This is a genomic window from Pseudomonas sp. F-14 TE3623 (genome assembly GCF_053629015.1).
This window is the reverse complement of record NZ_JBRJHM010000001.1, coordinates 715054-732504: the sequence shown is the minus strand read 5'-3', so window position 1 is coordinate 732504 and position 17451 is coordinate 715054. Positions and strand designations below refer to the sequence as shown.

The 17451-nt window shown below is 56.1% G+C and carries 16 protein-coding genes; 8 read left to right on the top strand and 8 right to left on the bottom strand.

Going from position 1 to position 17451, the window contains the following annotated elements; all coding sequences use genetic code 11:
- Positions 1–71 precede the first annotated feature (71 nt).
- The 4 genes from glyQ to AB7M29_RS03345 all read left to right on the top strand — a co-directional run bounded on the left by glyQ (position 72) and on the right by AB7M29_RS03345 (position 4483).
- The gene (gene glyQ, locus AB7M29_RS03360) at positions 72–1025 is read left to right on the top strand and encodes a glycine--tRNA ligase subunit alpha (protein WP_003213601.1); all 954 of its coding nucleotides are present in this window, start codon (positions 72–74) and stop codon (positions 1023–1025) included.
- On the top strand, positions 1022–3076 hold the full coding sequence (glyS, locus tag AB7M29_RS03355; protein ID WP_454246334.1) for a glycine--tRNA ligase subunit beta: 2055 nt from the start codon (positions 1022–1024) through the stop codon (positions 3074–3076). Before glyQ ends, glyS begins: the two co-directional genes overlap by 4 nt.
- 5 nt (positions 3077–3081) lie before the next feature.
- On the top strand, positions 3082–3621 hold the full coding sequence (gene gmhB / locus AB7M29_RS03350; protein WP_177409434.1) for a D-glycero-beta-D-manno-heptose 1,7-bisphosphate 7-phosphatase: 540 nt from the start codon (positions 3082–3084) through the stop codon (positions 3619–3621).
- Between the two features lie 82 nt (positions 3622–3703).
- Positions 3704–4483: a lysophospholipid acyltransferase family protein gene (locus AB7M29_RS03345; RefSeq protein ID WP_454246333.1), complete on the top strand. Its 780-nt coding sequence runs from the start codon at positions 3704–3706 to the stop codon at positions 4481–4483.
- A 182-nt stretch (positions 4484–4665) separates the two neighbouring features.
- Here AB7M29_RS03345 and AB7M29_RS03340 read toward each other — a convergent pair whose 3' ends face one another.
- Both AB7M29_RS03340 and AB7M29_RS03335 read right to left on the bottom strand, forming a co-directional pair.
- Positions 4666–6978: a CHASE2 domain-containing protein gene (locus tag AB7M29_RS03340; RefSeq protein WP_454246332.1), complete on the bottom strand. Its 2313-nt coding sequence runs from the start codon at positions 6976–6978 to the stop codon at positions 4666–4668.
- An 18-nt stretch (positions 6979–6996) separates the two neighbouring features.
- Positions 6997–7983: a FecR family protein gene (locus tag AB7M29_RS03335; protein ID WP_437180796.1), complete on the bottom strand. Its 987-nt coding sequence runs from the start codon at positions 7981–7983 to the stop codon at positions 6997–6999.
- 486 nt (positions 7984–8469) lie between these two features.
- Here AB7M29_RS03335 and AB7M29_RS03330 point away from each other — a divergent pair, with 486 nt between their 5' ends.
- Together AB7M29_RS03330 and AB7M29_RS03325 are read left to right on the top strand one after the other, a co-directional pair.
- The gene (locus AB7M29_RS03330) at positions 8470–9189 is read left to right on the top strand and encodes a response regulator transcription factor (protein WP_217856991.1); all 720 of its coding nucleotides are present in this window, start codon (positions 8470–8472) and stop codon (positions 9187–9189) included.
- 802 nt (positions 9190–9991) lie between these two features.
- Complete coding sequence (locus AB7M29_RS03325) at positions 9992–10372, top strand: type II toxin-antitoxin system RelE/ParE family toxin (protein WP_454246331.1); 381 nt, start codon at positions 9992–9994, stop codon at positions 10370–10372.
- 19 nt (positions 10373–10391) lie between these two features.
- Here AB7M29_RS03325 and AB7M29_RS03320 read toward each other — a convergent pair whose 3' ends face one another.
- The 3 genes from AB7M29_RS03320 to AB7M29_RS03310 form a co-directional block, all read right to left on the bottom strand.
- Positions 10392–10703 (bottom strand): helix-turn-helix domain-containing protein, encoded by a 312-nt coding sequence (locus AB7M29_RS03320; protein WP_454246330.1) that lies wholly within the window; start codon positions 10701–10703, stop codon positions 10392–10394.
- Positions 10704–11354: 651 nt separating this feature from the next.
- Entirely contained in the window at positions 11355–11954 is a 600-nt protein-coding gene (locus AB7M29_RS03315) for a hypothetical protein (protein ID WP_454246329.1), read from the bottom strand.
- A complete protein-coding gene (locus AB7M29_RS03310; protein ID WP_454246328.1) occupies positions 11951–13108 on the bottom strand; it encodes an ImmA/IrrE family metallo-endopeptidase in 1158 nt (385 codons plus the stop codon). The genes AB7M29_RS03315 and AB7M29_RS03310 overlap by 4 nt, the downstream gene beginning before the upstream one ends.
- A gap of 275 nt (positions 13109–13383) precedes the next feature.
- Here AB7M29_RS03310 and AB7M29_RS03305 point away from each other — a divergent pair, with 275 nt between their 5' ends.
- The gene (locus AB7M29_RS03305) at positions 13384–13710 is read left to right on the top strand and encodes a hypothetical protein (protein WP_454246327.1); all 327 of its coding nucleotides are present in this window, start codon (positions 13384–13386) and stop codon (positions 13708–13710) included.
- Between the two features lie 261 nt (positions 13711–13971).
- Here AB7M29_RS03305 and AB7M29_RS03300 read toward each other — a convergent pair whose 3' ends face one another.
- Both AB7M29_RS03300 and AB7M29_RS03295 read right to left on the bottom strand, forming a co-directional pair.
- Positions 13972–14616: a hypothetical protein gene (locus tag AB7M29_RS03300; RefSeq protein ID WP_454246326.1), complete on the bottom strand. Its 645-nt coding sequence runs from the start codon at positions 14614–14616 to the stop codon at positions 13972–13974.
- An 8-nt stretch (positions 14617–14624) separates the two neighbouring features.
- On the bottom strand, positions 14625–15638 hold the full coding sequence (locus tag AB7M29_RS03295; protein ID WP_454246325.1) for a hypothetical protein: 1014 nt from the start codon (positions 15636–15638) through the stop codon (positions 14625–14627).
- A gap of 462 nt (positions 15639–16100) precedes the next feature.
- Between AB7M29_RS03295 and AB7M29_RS03290 the strand changes: the two genes are divergently transcribed.
- Positions 16101–16856, top strand: coding sequence for a hypothetical protein (locus AB7M29_RS03290; RefSeq protein WP_454246324.1), 756 nt, complete (start codon positions 16101–16103; stop codon positions 16854–16856).
- Here the strand turns inward: AB7M29_RS03290 and AB7M29_RS03285 are convergent.
- Positions 16839–17441, bottom strand: coding sequence for an ATP-binding protein (locus AB7M29_RS03285; protein WP_454246323.1), 603 nt, complete (start codon positions 17439–17441; stop codon positions 16839–16841). The genes AB7M29_RS03290 and AB7M29_RS03285 overlap by 18 nt on opposite strands.
- Between the last annotated feature and the right edge of the window lie 10 nt (positions 17442–17451).

Below are 17451 nucleotides of genomic sequence, written 5' to 3'. Positions count from 1 at the left end.
GGGGCGTGCGCAGGACCGAATCGGGTATACTCCCGCTCTTTAAATCGCAGCCCAAGAAACAGGTGAATTTCGTGAGCCAGCCTACGCCAGCCGTGCGTACCTTCCAAGACTTGATCCTCGCCCTCCAGCAATACTGGGCCGAGCAAGGTTGTGTGGTACTTCAGCCCTACGATATGGAAGTAGGCGCCGGCACTTTCCACACTGCCACGTTCCTGCGCGCCATTGGCCCGGAAACCTGGAACGCCGCTTATGTGCAGCCCAGTCGTCGCCCGACTGACGGCCGCTACGGCGAAAACCCGAACCGTCTGCAGCACTACTACCAGTTCCAGGTAGTCCTGAAGCCGAACCCGGACAACTTCCAGGAACTGTACCTGGGCTCCCTCAAGCACGTGGGCCTGGACCCGCTGGTGCACGACATCCGTTTCGTCGAAGACAACTGGGAGTCGCCAACGCTGGGCGCCTGGGGTCTGGGCTGGGAAGTCTGGCTCAACGGCATGGAAGTGACGCAGTTCACTTACTTCCAGCAAGCGGGCGGCATCGAGTGCTACCCGGTGACCGGCGAGATCACTTACGGTCTGGAGCGTCTGGCCATGTACCTGCAAGGCGTGGACTCGGTCTACGACCTGGTCTGGGCTGACGGTCCGTTCGGCAAGGTGACCTACGGCGACGTGTTCCACCAGAACGAAGTGGAGCAGTCGACCTACAACTTCGAACACGCCAACGTCGAGAAGCTGTTCGAGTTGTTCGACTTCTACGAAAGCGAAGCCAAGCGCCTGATCGAGCTCGATCAGCCATTGCCGTTGCCGAGCTACGAAATGGTGTTGAAGGCGTCCCACACCTTCAACCTGCTGGATGCACGCCGGGCGATCTCGGTGACCGCGCGTCAGCAATACATTCTGCGTGTACGCACCCTGGCGCGTTCCGTTGCGCAAGCCTACCTGCTGGCTCGCGCCAAGCTGGGCTTCCCGATGGCGACCCCGGACCTGCGTGATGAAGTACTGGCCAAGCTGGAGGCTGCACAATGAGTGCTCAAGATTTTCTGGTTGAACTGGGCACCGAAGAACTGCCACCCAAAGCCCTGAACACCTTGGCCGATGCGTTTCTGGCCGGCATCGACAAAGGCCTGCAAGCCGCTGGCCTGAACTACGAAACCAAAACCGTCTATGCCGCGCCACGTCGTCTGGCCGTGCTGATCACCGCGCTGGCAACCCAGCAGCCGGATCGCAGCATCAACCTTGACGGCCCGCCGCGTCAGGCCGCGTTCGATGCCGAAGGCAACCCGACTCAAGCAGCCCTGGGCTTCGCCAAGAAGTGCGGCGTCGACCTGAGCGAGATCGATCAGAGCGGTCCGAAACTGCGCTACAGCCAAAGCATCGCCGGCAAGCCGACCGCGAGCCTGATGCCAACCATCGTCGAAGATTCCCTGAACGACCTGCCTATCCCCAAGCGCATGCGCTGGGGTGCTCGCAAGGAAGAATTCGTTCGCCCGACTCAATGGCTGGTGATGCTGCTCGGTGACCACGTCATCGACTGCACCATCCTCGCGCAAAAGTCCGGCCGCGATTCCCGTGGTCACCGCTTCCACCATCCTGAAAGCGTGCGCATCACCTCGCCGGCCAACTACTTGAGCGATCTGCGTGCTGCCTATGTGCTGGCCGATGCCAACGAGCGTCGCGAACTGATCAGCAAGCGCACCGAAGAACTGGCGACGCAGCAGGAAGGTACGGCCATCGTGCCGCCGAGCCTGCTCGACGAAGTGACCGCGCTGGTTGAATGGCCGGTGCCGCTGGTGTGTTCGTTCGAAGAACGTTTCCTCGACGTGCCGCAAGAAGCGCTGATCACCACCATGCAGGATAACCAGAAGTATTTCTGCCTGCTGGATGCCGACGGCAAGTTGCTGCCTCGTTTCATTACCGTGGCCAATATCGAAAGCAAAGACCCGCAGCAGATCATCGCCGGTAACGAGAAAGTGGTTCGCCCACGCTTGACCGACGCCGAGTTCTTCTTCAAGCAAGACAAGAAGCAAAAACTCGAAGACTTCAATCTGCGTCTGCAGAACGTGGTGTTCCAGGAAAAACTCGGCAGCGTCTACGACAAGGCCGAACGTGTTTCCAAGCTCGCTGCATTCATCGCTCAACGCATTGGCGGCAACGCTGCCTGGGCTTCCCGTGCCGGCCTGTTGTCCAAGTGCGACCTGGCGACCGAGATGGTCGGTGAGTTCCCGGAGATGCAAGGTGTCGCCGGTTACTACTACGCCCTCAACGACGGCGAGCCGGAAGAAGTTGCACTGGCGCTGAACGAGCAGTACATGCCGCGCGGTGCGGGTGCTGAACTGCCTACGACCCTCACCGGTGCGGCCGTGGCCATCGCCGACAAGCTCGACACACTGGTGGGTATTTTCGGTATCGGCATGCTGCCAACCGGTAGCAAAGACCCATATGCCCTGCGCCGTGCAGCGCTGGGTGTATTGCGCATCCTGATCGACAAGAAGCTCGACCTCGACCTCAACGACGCCGTGGCGTTTGCCGTGAATGCGTTCGGTACCAAGGTCAAGGCTGCCGGCCTGAATGACTCGGTGCTGGAATTCATCTTCGATCGTCTGCGTGCCCGTTATGAAGACGAAGGGGTTGATGTCGGGACTTACCTGTCGGTCCGTGCCCTGAAGCCGGGTTCGGCGCTGGACTTCGATCAGCGTGTACAAGCGGTAGAAGCGTTCCGCAAATTGCCGGAAGCCGCTGCCCTGGCCGCCGTGAACAAGCGTGTTTCGAACTTGCTGAGCAAGGTCGAAGGCTCTGTTCCTTCGGTCGTTGAAGCCAAGTACTTCGACAACGCCAACGAGTTCTCCCTGTATTCGGCGATCCAGCAGGCTGACCAGGCTGTTCAGCCAATGGCCGCTGCTCGTCAGTACAGCGAATCGCTGGCGCGTCTGGCCGCCTTGCGCGAGCCGGTGGATGCGTTCTTCGAAGCGGTGATGGTCAACGCCGAAGATGCCAAGGTGCGAGCCAACCGCTATGCGCTGCTGGCGCGTCTGCGTGGTTTGTTCCTCGGCGTCGCCGACATTTCGCTGCTGGGCTAAGGGGTTTGCTGTTGAAACTGCTGATTCTCGATCGGGACGGAGTGATCAATTACGACTCCGATGCGTATATCAAGTCGGTGGAGGAGTGGATTCCGCTCCCCGGTTCGATCGAAGCGATCGCGCAGTTGAGCAAGGCCGGCTGGACGGTGGCGGTCGCTACCAACCAGTCGGGTATCGCTCGCGGCTATTACGACATCGCCACCCTGGATGCCATGCACGCTCGCTTGCGCGAGCTGGTGGCGGAGCAGGGCGGCGAAGTCGGGCTGATCGTCTATTGCCCGCACGGGCCAGACGATGGTTGCGATTGCCGCAAACCAAAACCCGGGATGTTGAAAACCATCGCCGCGCATTACAACGTTTCGCTGACGAATCTATGGTTCGTCGGCGATACTCTCGGTGACCTGGAAGCCGCCAGAGCCGTCGACTCTCAGCCAGTTTTGGTAAAGACCGGGAAAGGCGAAAAGACGCAGGGCTTGACCCTACCGGCGGGCACCTTGATTTTTGACGATCTGGCGGCGATTGCCGCGGAACTTATCCACAACTAAGGCTCTTCTGAACATCCTGGCCAAGGACTGATCGGGAGTGCGCTTGAATAGGCGGGCAATGCCCGCAACGGTAAATGTCGCCATGTCGATACTGCAGGCCATCAGAACTTTTCTCTTTTACCTGCTGCTGGGCACCAGCTCTTTGCTCTGGTGCACCCTGAGCTTTTTTATCGCGCCGTTTCTGCCATTCAAGGCGCGCTATCGCTTTATCAACGTGTACTGGTGCCGCTGCGCTTTATGGCTGAGCAAAGTCTTTCTGGGTATCCGTTACGAAGTGAAGGGTGCCGAGAACGTGCCTGACCAGCCCTGCGTGATTCAGTCGAACCACCAGAGCACTTGGGAAACATTCTTTCTCTCGGCGTATTTCGAGCCTCTAAGCCAGGTGCTCAAGCGCGAACTTCTCTACGTTCCGTTCTTCGGCTGGGCCATGGCCATGCTGCGACCGATCGCCATCGACCGTGGCAACCCGAAAGCTGCGCTCAAGCATGTGGCAAAGAAGGGCGATGAGCTGCTCAAGGACAATGTCTGGGTACTGATCTTCCCTGAAGGGACTCGCGTTCCTTACGGCACCATCGGCAAGTTCTCCCGCGGTGGCACCGCGTTGGCCGTCAATGCGTCATTACCGGTACTGCCGATTGCGCACAATGCCGGCAAGTTTTGGCCAAAAACAGGTTGGGCAAAGAAGCAGGGCGTGATCACCGTGATCATTGGCGCACCGATGTACGCCGAGGGTAGCGGGCCGCGAGCCATTGCCGACTTGAATGACCGAGTGCAGGCCTGGAACGAACAGATGCAACGCCAGATGGGTTCGCTGCCAGCAGCCCCGGCGGCACCCAACGCTACTGATCAAATGACTGTCTGAGATTCTGTGGATAACCTGTGTACCGTTTTGTTGAAAAACGTCGTTTTTAGTTTTTAAGTTTATGATTTACATACATATTTCTTAAGCAAATAAAACATCGGAAAAGGTGCATAAGTTTATTTCGGACGTAAAAAACCGGCTGATATAGCCGGTTTTTTTTATGCCCGTTGAAAGCGTCTGGCTCACTCGCTCAATAGCGGTAACTGGACACTGAACGTCGTGCCTTGCCCCACCACGCTATGACAGGAAATCCTCCCGCCATGACGATCCACCACGGCCTTGACCATGGACAAACCCAGTCCCAAGCCGTCGCTGCCATGAGCCGAGGTAAAACGCCGATACTGACTGAACAACTCGGGAAGTTCATCGACAGCAATCCCTCGGCCTTGATCGGCGATTTCGCACAGCAGCCAGCCCTCGGCACAACTCACCCGCACTGAGATCCGCGACCCCGCCGGACTGTACTTGATGGCGTTTTCCAGCAGGTTGAACAGTGCCCGTGTCAGTAGCGATTGATCGGCCAGGACCAACACTTCAGCGTCTTCGTCGAGGTCATGCAGCAACTGAATGTTCTTCAGATGAGCGATGCTCGAGGCCTGGTCGAAGGTATCGAGTAACAACATCGCGAACATACTCGGCTGAAACTGATAGGCCTCGGACTCGGCTTTTGCCAACTGCACAAAAGCCTCGGTCAGGTTCAGCGCTTTGCGCACTTGTAACTCGATCTGGCTGAACACTTGAGTGTCGCCGGACACCTGATGCCGCTGAACGTCGAGCAAGGCGAGTATCGCCGAGTGGGGAGCTCTGAGGTCATGAGACAAAAAGCGCAGCAACACGGCTCGCTGTTCTTCAGCGTCCCGCTCGACGCTCAAGTCGGTGAGGCTCAGTAGCCAGCCAATCACGGAGTCGCCCTCGGCTGGTAACAACGGTGCCAGGTCCAGACGCAGGCTGCGTGCCTGGGTGTCACGAAACTCCAGCGGCTCCAGGGTCGACAACGCAGACGGCATTCCGTTGGACGGCACCGGGTAACCCAGATCGCTCAGTTGCTCGAGCATGTCCTCGCCCACCAAGCCACGACCAAACACCTCTCGAGCCTTGCGGTTGGCCAGCAGAATGCGCCCTTGCGGATCGCTGATCAGCGTCGCCACCGGCAGGTATTCAAGCCCATCGGCAATGAAACGTCGGGTGTCGCGGGTCCGGCTCATGGCCTGCTCCAGCGCGACGATTTGCCCTTGCAGCACATCACCGGCCGGGGCTTGGGTGCGACGACGTTCGGGAAAGACTTTTGGCTCGCTGTCCAGGCGCGCCAGTTCCCAGCCGAAATAGGCGAGCACCGCGTTCAGCCTTCGCCAATTCCAGATCAGATAGCCCAGCATCATACCCAGCAGGCTCGCGGCCGGTGACCACCACCAGCCAAGCCGCATCAGTACACCAGAACCCAGCAGAGCGGCCGCCATTGCGCCCAGAGTCAGCCATAGGGCGCGACGCGGACGTACCAACAGCAGGCCCAGCAACTCACCGACAATCATCACCGATAACAACGCCGCCAAGCGCTGATCGAGAACCACGATGTTGCGCTGTTGCAGCAGCCCGTTGAGGATATTCGCCTGGATCTCGATACCCGGTGTGGTGCCGACGCTGGCCGATTGCGGTGTCACGTAGCGGTCGCCCAGGCCTGGAGCAGTCGAACCGATCAGGATCAAGCGATCGCGCAGTAACTCGGGCGGAACTTCGCCGCGCAATACGCTGACGTAGGGCACAGTGGGAAAGCCCGCGTCGGAATGGATGAAAGGAATCCGTATTTCGTGGGCTCGCTGCCAGCCTTGCGCCGATGTCAGGGCCGGGGTACCGGGCATCGGTACATTTCCCTTATCGGCAAGGGTTTCTTCGTACAGCAGCCAGGCCAGTTGCGGGCGGGGGTTTTGCGCCGGTCCTTCGCTTAAATACACGCTGCGCACAATTCCGTCGGCATCCGCTTCGGCATTGATGTGCCCGATGCCTTTGGCGCAATGGCTCAGCTGGGCCACCGGTTCAATTTCCCCCAAGGGCTGCCCATAACGCGCGACGCCTTCGCGCAGCAGCGGCACGAAAACATTCCCGGCTCGACAGACTGCCTGGGCCAAAAGCCGATCGTCGCCGGGATGGCTATCGGGCTCGCTGAAAATAACGTCGAACAGAACGCCTTTAACGTTCGCGGCGCTGAGCCGATCAAGCAGTTGCGCGTGCATGGCCCGCGACCACGGCCATTGGCCAAGCTGCTGCAAGCTGTAGTCATCGATCGTGACGATGAGTATTCGTGGGTCCACCGGCAGAGGGCTCAGCCGGCGCAGGTTGTCATACAGCAGATTGCTCAGGGCCAGACCCTGAGTCATGGACAGCATCGCCGTCAGCGGCAACAGGATCAGACAAACCCACAGCCACTCGCGGACCATCCGCTGAAACAACCGCTGGGCCTGGGTCGGCTCGCGGTCATCCTTCCTTGGCCGTATCTTCATCGGTCGTTGGCCAAGGCGCTATTGGACACGGGTAGTCCTGGGGTAATAGAAAATGTCATACACCCCGGTCTCTCCCTCTAGCCCCTGAGCATCATAGGCCGATAGGCGAACATGGTAGAAAAACGCTTTCAGCCCGCTGAAGTTGACCTCTGGCGTGCTAGAAAACTGCTCTTGCTTGATGTCCAGAAAGGCTGCGTCGGTAGCCACTTGCGCCCGATAACGCGTGGCCCCTTCGATGGGTTTCATGATCAATTGCCAGACAGGCACATTACCCGTCTGACCGGCTTGCCCCAACAAGCGTGGGGCAGGTAACAAGTCGATTGGCGTCAACGTGCCTTGTTTCTGAATACGCAAACCTTGACGGGCCATAACCTGGACCTCGTCAGCTTCAGAGCTCTGAGTCCGTTTGGCAGCCGACCGGGCAGGGCGGGAGCCCGACGTTTGCTCGTCACGATCGACCGTTACTTGCCCGTTCAACACTTCCAGCAGCGCCTCGCCACCGTCATCGTTGCGCACCCGAAAGTGCGTACCCCGTACGCCCAGTACACCGACCGGCGTGACGATCTGAAAGCGATCATGGTCGCTGGCACGTTTGATCACATACGACTCAACTTGCCCCTGCTCAAGAATGACCTGAGGGATCGAATGTTCTTCATTGAGGTGCAAGGTGATATGGGAACTGGAGGGCAACACCACCCGCGAGCCATCACCCAGGGACAGGCTGACAAACGCCGAGGGCGAGGTCTTGACGCCTTCCTGTTCGTCAATCGACATACCTTCCTGCAGTGGCGTCTGCTTGCCTTTGGCGTCCAGCTTCCAGGCTTCGCCGGTCAGATGCTCGACAGTCGCCGGCAGCGGTTGACCACGGCATTGTTGGTTTTCATCGATATAAGACAGGCGTTTTGCCGAGGCGACAGCCGCTGATGCACTCTGGGTGAACAATCCCATCAGGCCAGCAATCAGTAAAAGACAGACGCCAGAACGGCGTGGGAGCAATAAGGTCATGGGGTTCATGGATTGCTTTTATGCTCTTGTAGAAATCATGCCGAGGAAACGCACGCGCTTGACGCACGATACCTGACCGGACGCTCTGGCAGATAGCCATGGGAGCAAAGGACATGAGATGACACATCCCTGTGTCGGAGCCGAGCAGGCACTCCGTGTGTTTCCCCTGAACTGGAGACCGCCGAAAACCGGCAATCGACGGTCTTGCCAGGTTGGCTTGACGCTCCCTGCGTCGGAGCACATCCCAATGCCCCTGTGCCGCTCAGCGACAACGAATCTACCGGCATAAGTGACCTTGCGAGCCGATTCTCAATATTTGTTCAGAATTGGTCGAAGGCTAAAATAGCCTATCGGCGAAGTGCCATCAGCGTAGCCATACTTGGGAACATCGCAGCAATTCGCCACAATTGTTCAGATTCAATCAATCAGCCTAAACTTCCGCAGGAATTTTCACTTTGCACTTACGAGATGAAGGAAACACTCGGCATGCGTGTCGCAATACTGGATGACGAGCCCGCCGAACTCCGCCGGGTGGAACAGACACTGCGACAGATCCACGTCACGGGAGAACAGGCGTGGACGCTGCATTGCTTCGAGCGGGGAGAGGACCTGCTACGGCAACTCCGGCGGGAGACCTTCGATCTGCTGATCCTCGATTGGCAACTGCCCGATATCAGCGGCCTGGCATTGTTGCGCTGGACCCGTGAACACATGGACGTGCCACCGGCCGCGATCATGCTCACCAGTCGCGATACCGAAAGCGATATCGTCCAGGCATTGAACGCGGGGGCCGACGATTACGTGAGCAAACCGTTTCGTCCCAACGAGCTGATGGCTCGGGTCAGCGCAGTGCTTCGTCGGCATGGGCTGCAACGCGCGGCAGCCACCGAAATACTGACCTTCAATGACCTCGAATTCGACGACGCCGAACTCACCGTCACCCGCGCCGCCACCCCCATCAGCCTGACCGAACGGGAATACCGTCTCGCCCGTTGCCTGTTCGCCAATCTGGGCCGACCTTTGTCCCGTGAATACTTGTATGAACGCTTTTGGACCCATGAAGAAGTAGTCTCCTCCCGCCCGCTGGACACTCATATTTATCGCCTGCGCAACAAGCTGGGCCTGACGGCCGATCGCGGTTGGCAACTGCTGACGATTTACGGGTATGGGTATCGGCTCGAGAGCGTGGCCACTGCTAGCGAATGACGACGTTTCGACGATCAATAAAAAAGGCCAACGCTAAGCGTTGGCCTTTTTCGTTTTAGCGGTCCTGCCGGATGTAGGGTCCCACAATAAATGATCCTGAGCCCCTGCAAACATTGGCGAAAAATCATCTTTTTTGTGAATCATCCGGTTAGGACTCACAAAATAAATAAGAAAAGCCTACTCGCCTCACACAATATTTGGTTCCACGTGGAACGTGGGCACGCCGCCCCATGGTTGCTCAGAAGGCTGGCAGTCGGAAGGTCTCTCGTCAGTAGCTTAATAAAGGCGTACTCCAGCCGCCCCCCTTGGCAAAGTACACGGCGGCTTTTTGAGATGTCCCGCTCCTCCGCGCCCCCCATTCGTAGGAACTAGCAGGGCATTTAGCAATGGCTAAATTTGCAGTAGAGCAAAAGTTCAGCGTCCTTCAGGAATACGGTTTGTCGGCCTGCTTCAGCAGATTGGACATTTGCTGACATCGATCACTCCCCGAGCGTGTTCAACGGCTCGCACACTTTGATCAGCACGTCCAATAAAGATCCCCACTCGACCTCTAGTCAAAGATTGAGAGGTTCAACTGAACTAGCCCATCTATCGCATCCACGCAGTTACAATTTCTGATAATATCCAACGGGTCAGCCACTTATCTGGCAGACCAGGGACTTGCCGACTGAATACAACAGGGAGCAAGTCAGAGAGGGTGCGCCGGTCGACCGGTGTGGCCTTTTCACCACTAATCCATAGAAGGAAGTATCGATGAAACCTTTCCTGAATCCCCTAACAATTACCTGGAGGGACCCACACCGTGGCCCAGAAAAAACGCGACATCAACGAAAACACCCGTAAGCCACTACAGATCAGTTTCTACCCTAAGAAGCCGGTTATTAAGGAAATGGGAAAGGTGCCCGAAAGGGACCGGGATCGCTTCCTGATCAACCTAAACCTCAAGGCAGCAAATGAGGAATTGACCTGCGATTCAAACCCGTTGGGTTCTATGGGACATGGCGTCTACGAACTCTGTATCAACGGGAGCCCCGCGTGGCGGTGCATCTACTACACCGGCTTGGCAGGGCAGATTGTTGTACTGCATGTCTGTGAGAAAACCACGAACGGAACAGATCGGCAGATCAAGAACGTGGTGGATAAGCGCTTGAAAGCCTTGAGGAGCGAACCCAAGGCGGCCTAAGCGTGAGGACAGCGGTGCTTTAGAGCATCGCTTTTTTCAGGTTTATTACCAGTGGCCGGGCTTTGTTCTCGGGATCAAAATCCGCGTCCACTTTATAGCCGATCCGCACCAGCATCTGTAGCAGCGCATCAATAGAAAACTTTTCTAAATAACCTTTGAACAGGTTACTCATGCGCGGCTTGGTGATGCTCAGCTCGTGAGCTGCCGTGGCCTGAGTCCAGCCTTTTTGACGAATCAAAGTGATCAGTACCATAAAAAGCTGGGTTTTCAGGTGCTTCATGTTGAATTCCACAGGGTCGTCTGTGAACAATTCGAATAGATTTTGGCTCATGGGTAGTCCTCCGTCGGTCAATGGAGGTTAGGTCTCGGTTGTGTACGATTGGGTTTTAGGCGAATTCACGGTTGACATGCGTGTCAACCTCTCCAGTGATTTATTCGACCTTACACGCATACTATTATCTTTTCTTGTAACTACGCAATAGCAGCCTTCGTCAGAATTACGTTCAAAGTGAACGTCAAAAATCTGCTCGTGCTTCGTGAACGTCTTCGGCGCAGTCTTCGTCAGTGTCTTCGGCGTTTAAACGGCGCAGCGCTCTACCATACCCACCCCAACCACTCGTCTGGTAACTATCGCCTTAATCCTCGCGCTAAGCTCGATCATTGGCGACTGGCTGATGATCAAAGCTTGGGAAAAGCGCCTGAAGCAGACGCTAACCCAAAAAATCAGAGCCGCTGCCCCCAGCTAATTTAAATTCGAACGTTGAGCTGGAGAGTCCACTGTTGGCGTCGACGTCAAATCGACCCAGCTGCCGAGATTTCACTGACCCAGTCTGACTCCTTGCGAATCATTGTCTGTGCTGGATTTGTGCAGGTTTGGAGAGGGGTCAGTCTTGTCTCGGCACGTGGGTCGATTCGGCCTCGGCGTCAACAGCTAAGCAAGCCTGAGGCTTATTGAATTTGCTCAAAGTTGCCGGTCATCTATCTAGCACTTACCGAATAGCTTCAAAAAGATTGTGTGTTTCGCCTGGCGCCACGTTTCAGTCAAGTCGCCGTTGAGTTCCAGCGCTTCGAAAATGCCTTTGACCTGCTCATTTGTTATCAACTTTGCCGTGAGCATTTTCTTGAGCAGCTCGTGGCCATGCCAGACAGCAATTCCGAATTCTTGAGCCAGCTTGTGCATACCGAGGTCATCCGTGACCACAATTGCGTCGCGAATTTGGCCAAACGCAAGGACTCTGCAGTCTGTCGAGGAAGGAGGAGAGCGGCCAGCCGTGGTGTAGGCTGTCGGATTCATTAATACCCAACCACGCAGCACGCTTTGAGCAGCTTCTAACTGGCCTTTCTCGTCAGCGCTCAGGCGAATCTGCTTCGCAATCCGCTCAGCGGCAAGATCCTCGCCGTCGAACCAAGGAAACTTGAATTTCAGTGCACCACTGCGATGCACTTCCTCCTCTACATCTTTCAGAATGGTCAGGACATAGTTTTTCTGCCCAAACCCAACCCCCAGCATTGGGCGTACACGCTTCGCAAGCCGCAGATACGCGTTGGTATCCAGCAATACGAGCGTGGACGCCGCGGTCAACGCGCGAGCTCGCCGTATAGCGCGGAAGCATCACTGAGTGATACATCCATGATTTGCTGAACATACGACGGGCCCGTCCCGTGCTCGCGAATCATGCGCTTCAGCGCCAGGAAGAACTCTGACTGAAACACATTCGACGCAGCAGCAAGGTATTGCGCGGGTTTGGGTGGAGTCGGATCAAACAGAATCGAGCTGACCAGTTGGGGTTCTGAGCTGTTTCGCACCTTATGGATTGTTGTTTCAATCACCCGCAACGATGGCAGCTGGTTTTCCCTCGCATAGCCCTGCGTTTGTTGGAACACTGTGTTCAATGAAATTTGGTGATGCCGGGCATGCTGCTGAAGAATATTCACCTCCCCAGTTGCGTTAGACGCCTGCGTCGCTTCGGCATACGCGAGCTGAGCACAGGCCTCAGGAAACAGCAGGGCACCGGCAAAGGCATCTGCAAAATCCTCCCCCGCGTCACTCCCCGCCAGTTCGGGGGTGTAAACATGCGCTAACTCGTGAGCCATCCAGAACTTAAAGTCTTCCAGCTTGGTATCCAGGTTGACGAACACGAAGGTGACATCAGACGCTGGCAGTAGAATGTGCATTCCATTCTTGTGTTGCTGCTTGTGCCCCCAGAGGACAGGCACGAGCACCGCTCCACACGCCTTGAATTCGGCGATCAGCGCCTCATACCCCAGCACACTGCGCTCACCCAAACCCAATTTATTGCGTACCTGGGACGCATCGCTCTGCAAGCGTGCATAGCTGGTGGAGGGCGACGAAATCTGGGTACGTAAGGTTGGCAGCTCCGGCAAAAAGTCGACGAGGGGCTTGAGCAAACCGCCGATGCCCATCGCTTTGAGAATGTGTTCGTCGGTGGTTTTGGTTCCCGCCTTTTTGCGGAACGCCACCACGGGCTGATCCTCAGGCGGCGCAACCAACTGCGAAAATGAAAGCTGGAGCGTTGTGGCCAGCTTGAGCAGCTTGTCAGGGCGCGGAAAATCCTTACCTTTGAACCAGTTGGTAACGGACTGCGCCGACACCCCAAGCTGATCCGCGAGGTCTTTTTGTGTCCAGCCACGCTGAACGAGGGCCGCCCGAAGCGACTCGATGTGTAGGGTATTTTGCATAACAGCCAATGTAGTGCCTAGCTCAATCAAAATCAAGTTTGATCAAGTTTTACTCGCACAGTGGTTATCGAAACCACCATGCGCTTAAGGCGCCGCCACATCGCTCACCGTCCTGCGCCCAGCTACATGGAGGCGAAACCTGCGGCACCCGTTGCACGTAATGCAGCCGACGTTATGGTACTTGCGGCCCGAAGGGACAGAATCCAAAGCCGGGCAAATCGCGAAGCTCTGGCGAGGATCTATCCATAGCGTCCATTATGCGAGGCCATGGTTTACACTCGTTTCCCCAATTCTGCTAAAGAGCTTTTCCAATGGATCTGCAAAATGCTGCTCGGTTTGATGAGGTAGTGAAAGCTGTGTTTTCGGCTCTTGCTGAAGCGTTCCCGAAGGCTATTGACCTCGATTTCCAAGCGTTAGGGCTCGTTGAGGGGCCTGCTTATGAGCACAATAGGGGACGTGAAGAAGATACTGCGTACACCGAAAAACATGCATTCGCTGCGTCTTGTGTCCGCTTCTTGATTTCCGAGGAATATATTTCTGGTAAGGCTCACCCAGCATGGATTGAACACGCAATATTTACTGCCAAGGGACTGGAACGTGTCGGTGGACTCCCTGCATCTCTTCGCACTGTGTATTGATCAAATACGGAGAGTCGGCATACCTCGGCTGCCCGAAGGGCATTAGGCGCCATGAACTCGATAGCCAGGCACTGAAACATCCGTGCTGGTACCCGGCGCAATCGGTCGGTCTCAAGGCAAATGTAAAACCCCAGCGATCGGCAGACCACTGGGGTTTTTCTTCGCGTGCGGAATGTCTCTCGTCACCTCAATGTCACCTCGCGCCCTGATTTACCCAAGGCGCGGTCCCGTGGCTGGGCGCGATTCGCCGCCTAGATGAGGTCAGTCAAATGGAGGGCCGCTATGAAGGAGTTCGCCCAAGGACTTTCTGATATGTCCGACATACGAATACAGTCCTTCCTGCACGCTTTCCTCAGAAGCAGGTGCAGACATGCCGAACACCATGGTTAACGCTTTATCCACTACTGGATTTGAACGCACGGCGTTTTGAGTCGCGGGGTGGTCTAGTTCGACAAATCCCTGGATTAGGGCCTCCAGAGTTATGACTTTGTTGATAAGCAGAGGGCCGATGTGATCGAGGTTTTGTTCGGCGATTCCCGCCAAGGCGCGCTTGTCGCCCGTTAAGACTCGGCCCTCAGCGCCGTTTGCGGCTGCAGCAAACAAGAGTGCCTCACCGGCATCGATCCCTGGCGCAGCGTTTAACCGTTCCAGTACGTCGAGATCCACATCTCCGGGCGTTAATTTCGTTGCGCTATCCAGAAACGCCTCAATCCGGAAGGCCACTTCTTCGGTTTTGCACAACTCGATGCGGTTTCGCTTCGGTAATAGTTTGTACCGGGCCGAATCCAAGGCCAGCAGTTGAATATGACCGTCTTGACCTGGGAATAACTTGAGCAGATGCTCTAGGATTCCATACTGGGCAAGCTTCAGGATCACATCGTTGTCCACGAAGAGTTTGAGCGCCATGCGACATCCTATTCGGCTGGTGCTACGCGGCGGAGCAGTTCGATGGTGTCATCAGGAAGAACATCTTGATGTACACGCCGCCAAAGTAGGTCGTTGACGACGGCCCCGGCAGGCTTGAGGCCAGCCTGCAGAATATTGATCGCCGCCATTCCCAGCGCCCAAGCGTCGTTATGCTTCGCAAAATTAAGAACCACATGACCGGGGTCGACATGATTTGCCTGACCATATGCCATGGCAGAATCTGCAAGACCTTGTGAAGACATTCGGCCGGTGCCATGGCCATACGTTGCATCCTCTCTGCCGTTCAGCATGGTGATCGCAAACCGATCAGCCGCTTGCTCATCTTCATCAGGATCATCAAGGGCATACGACTGCTCACCCAGCACCTCATCGATAAGAATTTCATCCGGCTCGATATGCCCTAGGGCGCAGTGGCCAATTTCGTGAGCGATGATGAATGACTGCCAAGCCCAGGAGCGGCTCCTCTTGGACAGAATGATGACTGGACGCCCATCAAACATAGTGACCATGCCATCCATTTTCGGAAGCCCGTCACCGATATGGTCTAAGTAGATCACCGGCACACCATGTCGCCAGCATGCCTGAAGCAGGTTTCGCAGGCCCAACCAGTTTCCACCCTCGGTGCCTAGAATCTCGGCCCTGAGTTCAAGCGGATCTGGTGAAAATGGTGTGTATTCATAGGGCGTCGCATACGCGACTGACTCTGCCACGAACATTGCCAAGGACGTCGCGGCGCTGAGGTTTTTGGATTTGTTCGGGATGGATCTTTTGTACTTCGTGTCCCGCCGGCGAAGCTCCTCAAGTCCCGGATTATCGGAAAACAGCGGTGCGACCCTTAGGCCGAGTCTTTTCGCCAGAATCGAAGCAACCTCCATGGTCGCGCCCTCGTCCTGAAGCATCTCATCAGTCACCCATTCGGGTAGCAAGGAGTTCTGAAATTCCCGCGGATAGCCCGCGGACTCCAGAGCCCCGAAGATTCGATCAATTTGTGTGGCCGGCATTGCGACCTCCTTCAGCAGTGAGCTGGACAGATTGATCAGGTTGAGTTGTGGCAAGCCCCTTGAGGCTGCGAATAACTTTGATCAGTGCCCGGGCATGAGCATCCGAGCCATCCCATATTGCCATTATTGCACCCTTCAGCTCGCTCTCCAATGAACTGTCTGGGAGCTCGGGTTTTAATTCAGTAAGCCCATAAAAATTGCAGAGCTTATTGAATTGCTCACTAAAGCGAAGCCTCGGCTGCGCACCGTTACGCAATCGCCACACAGTTGGCTGTGAGACCCCACTTCTGCGGGCAATCTCAGCGTCGCTGCGAGGATCCAACCTTAGATATTCTATGATTTGGGTATAGTAAACCCGAACTTGTGCGCTATTCATGATATTCACTATATGTGAATTAATTTTTAAAATGAATAGAGAATTGCTATGCTTACAATCGTCAACGCAACCTCGGACTCATAGCAATGATCCCCTCTACCTTCTGCTGGACCAAAATGGGTATCGAATCTGGCGAAGGCCTTGATTTGATCATTCGTCGCAAGGAGTGGGAGCGTCAGTTGGGGGATGGTCTGTTTTTTTGGGGAATTGGCCAGTCCCTAGGTGAGAACGCCCGCGATGCGGCTGCTTCCATTGAAGAAGAAATGAAAGTGTTGTTTTCACCGATGTCCAGCAAAGCCAAAGCCATCGACGTAACTCCCGGCGACGTTTTTGTCTGGAACAGCTGGATCGACGGCCGAGGCAATACTGTGCCGCTTCCAGAGCACGTGTTGATTACTAGCCGCGCTGACCTGCCATCGGGGCGGCGCAAGTCCAGTCACTATGCTCTGGTCTGCAAATCCGCTGATCGTTTGGGAACGGGGACAGAGCTTGAGGTTACTGCGGCATTCCTGAGGAACTTCTCCAGCGACAAGCCCTTGGGCGCATCGCAGGTAACGGCTGTGGTGAAGAACGCCGAGTACGCGATCAGTGGGAACGTTGCCAAAAAGTACGCAGTGAGCTTCATAGCCACCATGGAAGCGCCTTACTCGGTGCAGCTTTGCGACCCCGAGTTGCTTTCGCCTCACGATGCGCAGTCCATCGAGGAGGTCTCAGCCAGCGGAGGCGTTGCGGATTGGAATCTGCTTGTCTCCAGGCTGCGTGGCAAGCGCAAGCCAGAAGCCTGCGCACCATTTACTCTCGACCTTTTTGGTACCGATCACGGATTAGCCGCTGCCATCTGAGATAGCGATCCGGGATACCTGTAAGAAGTCTTGCAACACCTCTACTCCAGATTTCGAAGCATCCTGGTAGTAGAGCCTCGCCCCCGTCTCGAATGCATAGAGAGATGCAATCTGGCATTGAAGACTGACATGCCGATCGAGTTCACTTGGCGGCGGTAAAGGCCGTCCTGCGGGATCTGCTTTTATACGATCAATAAGAGTCTGGGCGTCGGCATAGAGACAGACGATTACGTCCGGTGCCAAGTCGTGCAACATCGCCTTAGAGAACGGAGTGACCCTGAATCCGAAGCTCTCGATTGTGACGGCGTGCGAATCAATCACAAGGTAGCCTTCCTTGTGCTTGAACCGTGCAGCCATCTCAATCAGTTCAGCGTCAACCAGCCCCACATCTTCGCAAGTGATCAACTTCGCCGATTGTTCTCGCATATCGCTCTGACTGACCAATCCCACGCGGGCAGACGCAACCCGAGCAAGCTCCTTACTGTAGGTAAATACGGTTATCTGGTCCGACAGCCCAGCCAGGCGCTCGGCCAGCGTGGATTTGCCCGTCGCCGGTGCCCCCGTCAAATATACTATTTGTCCCATTCCTGGACTC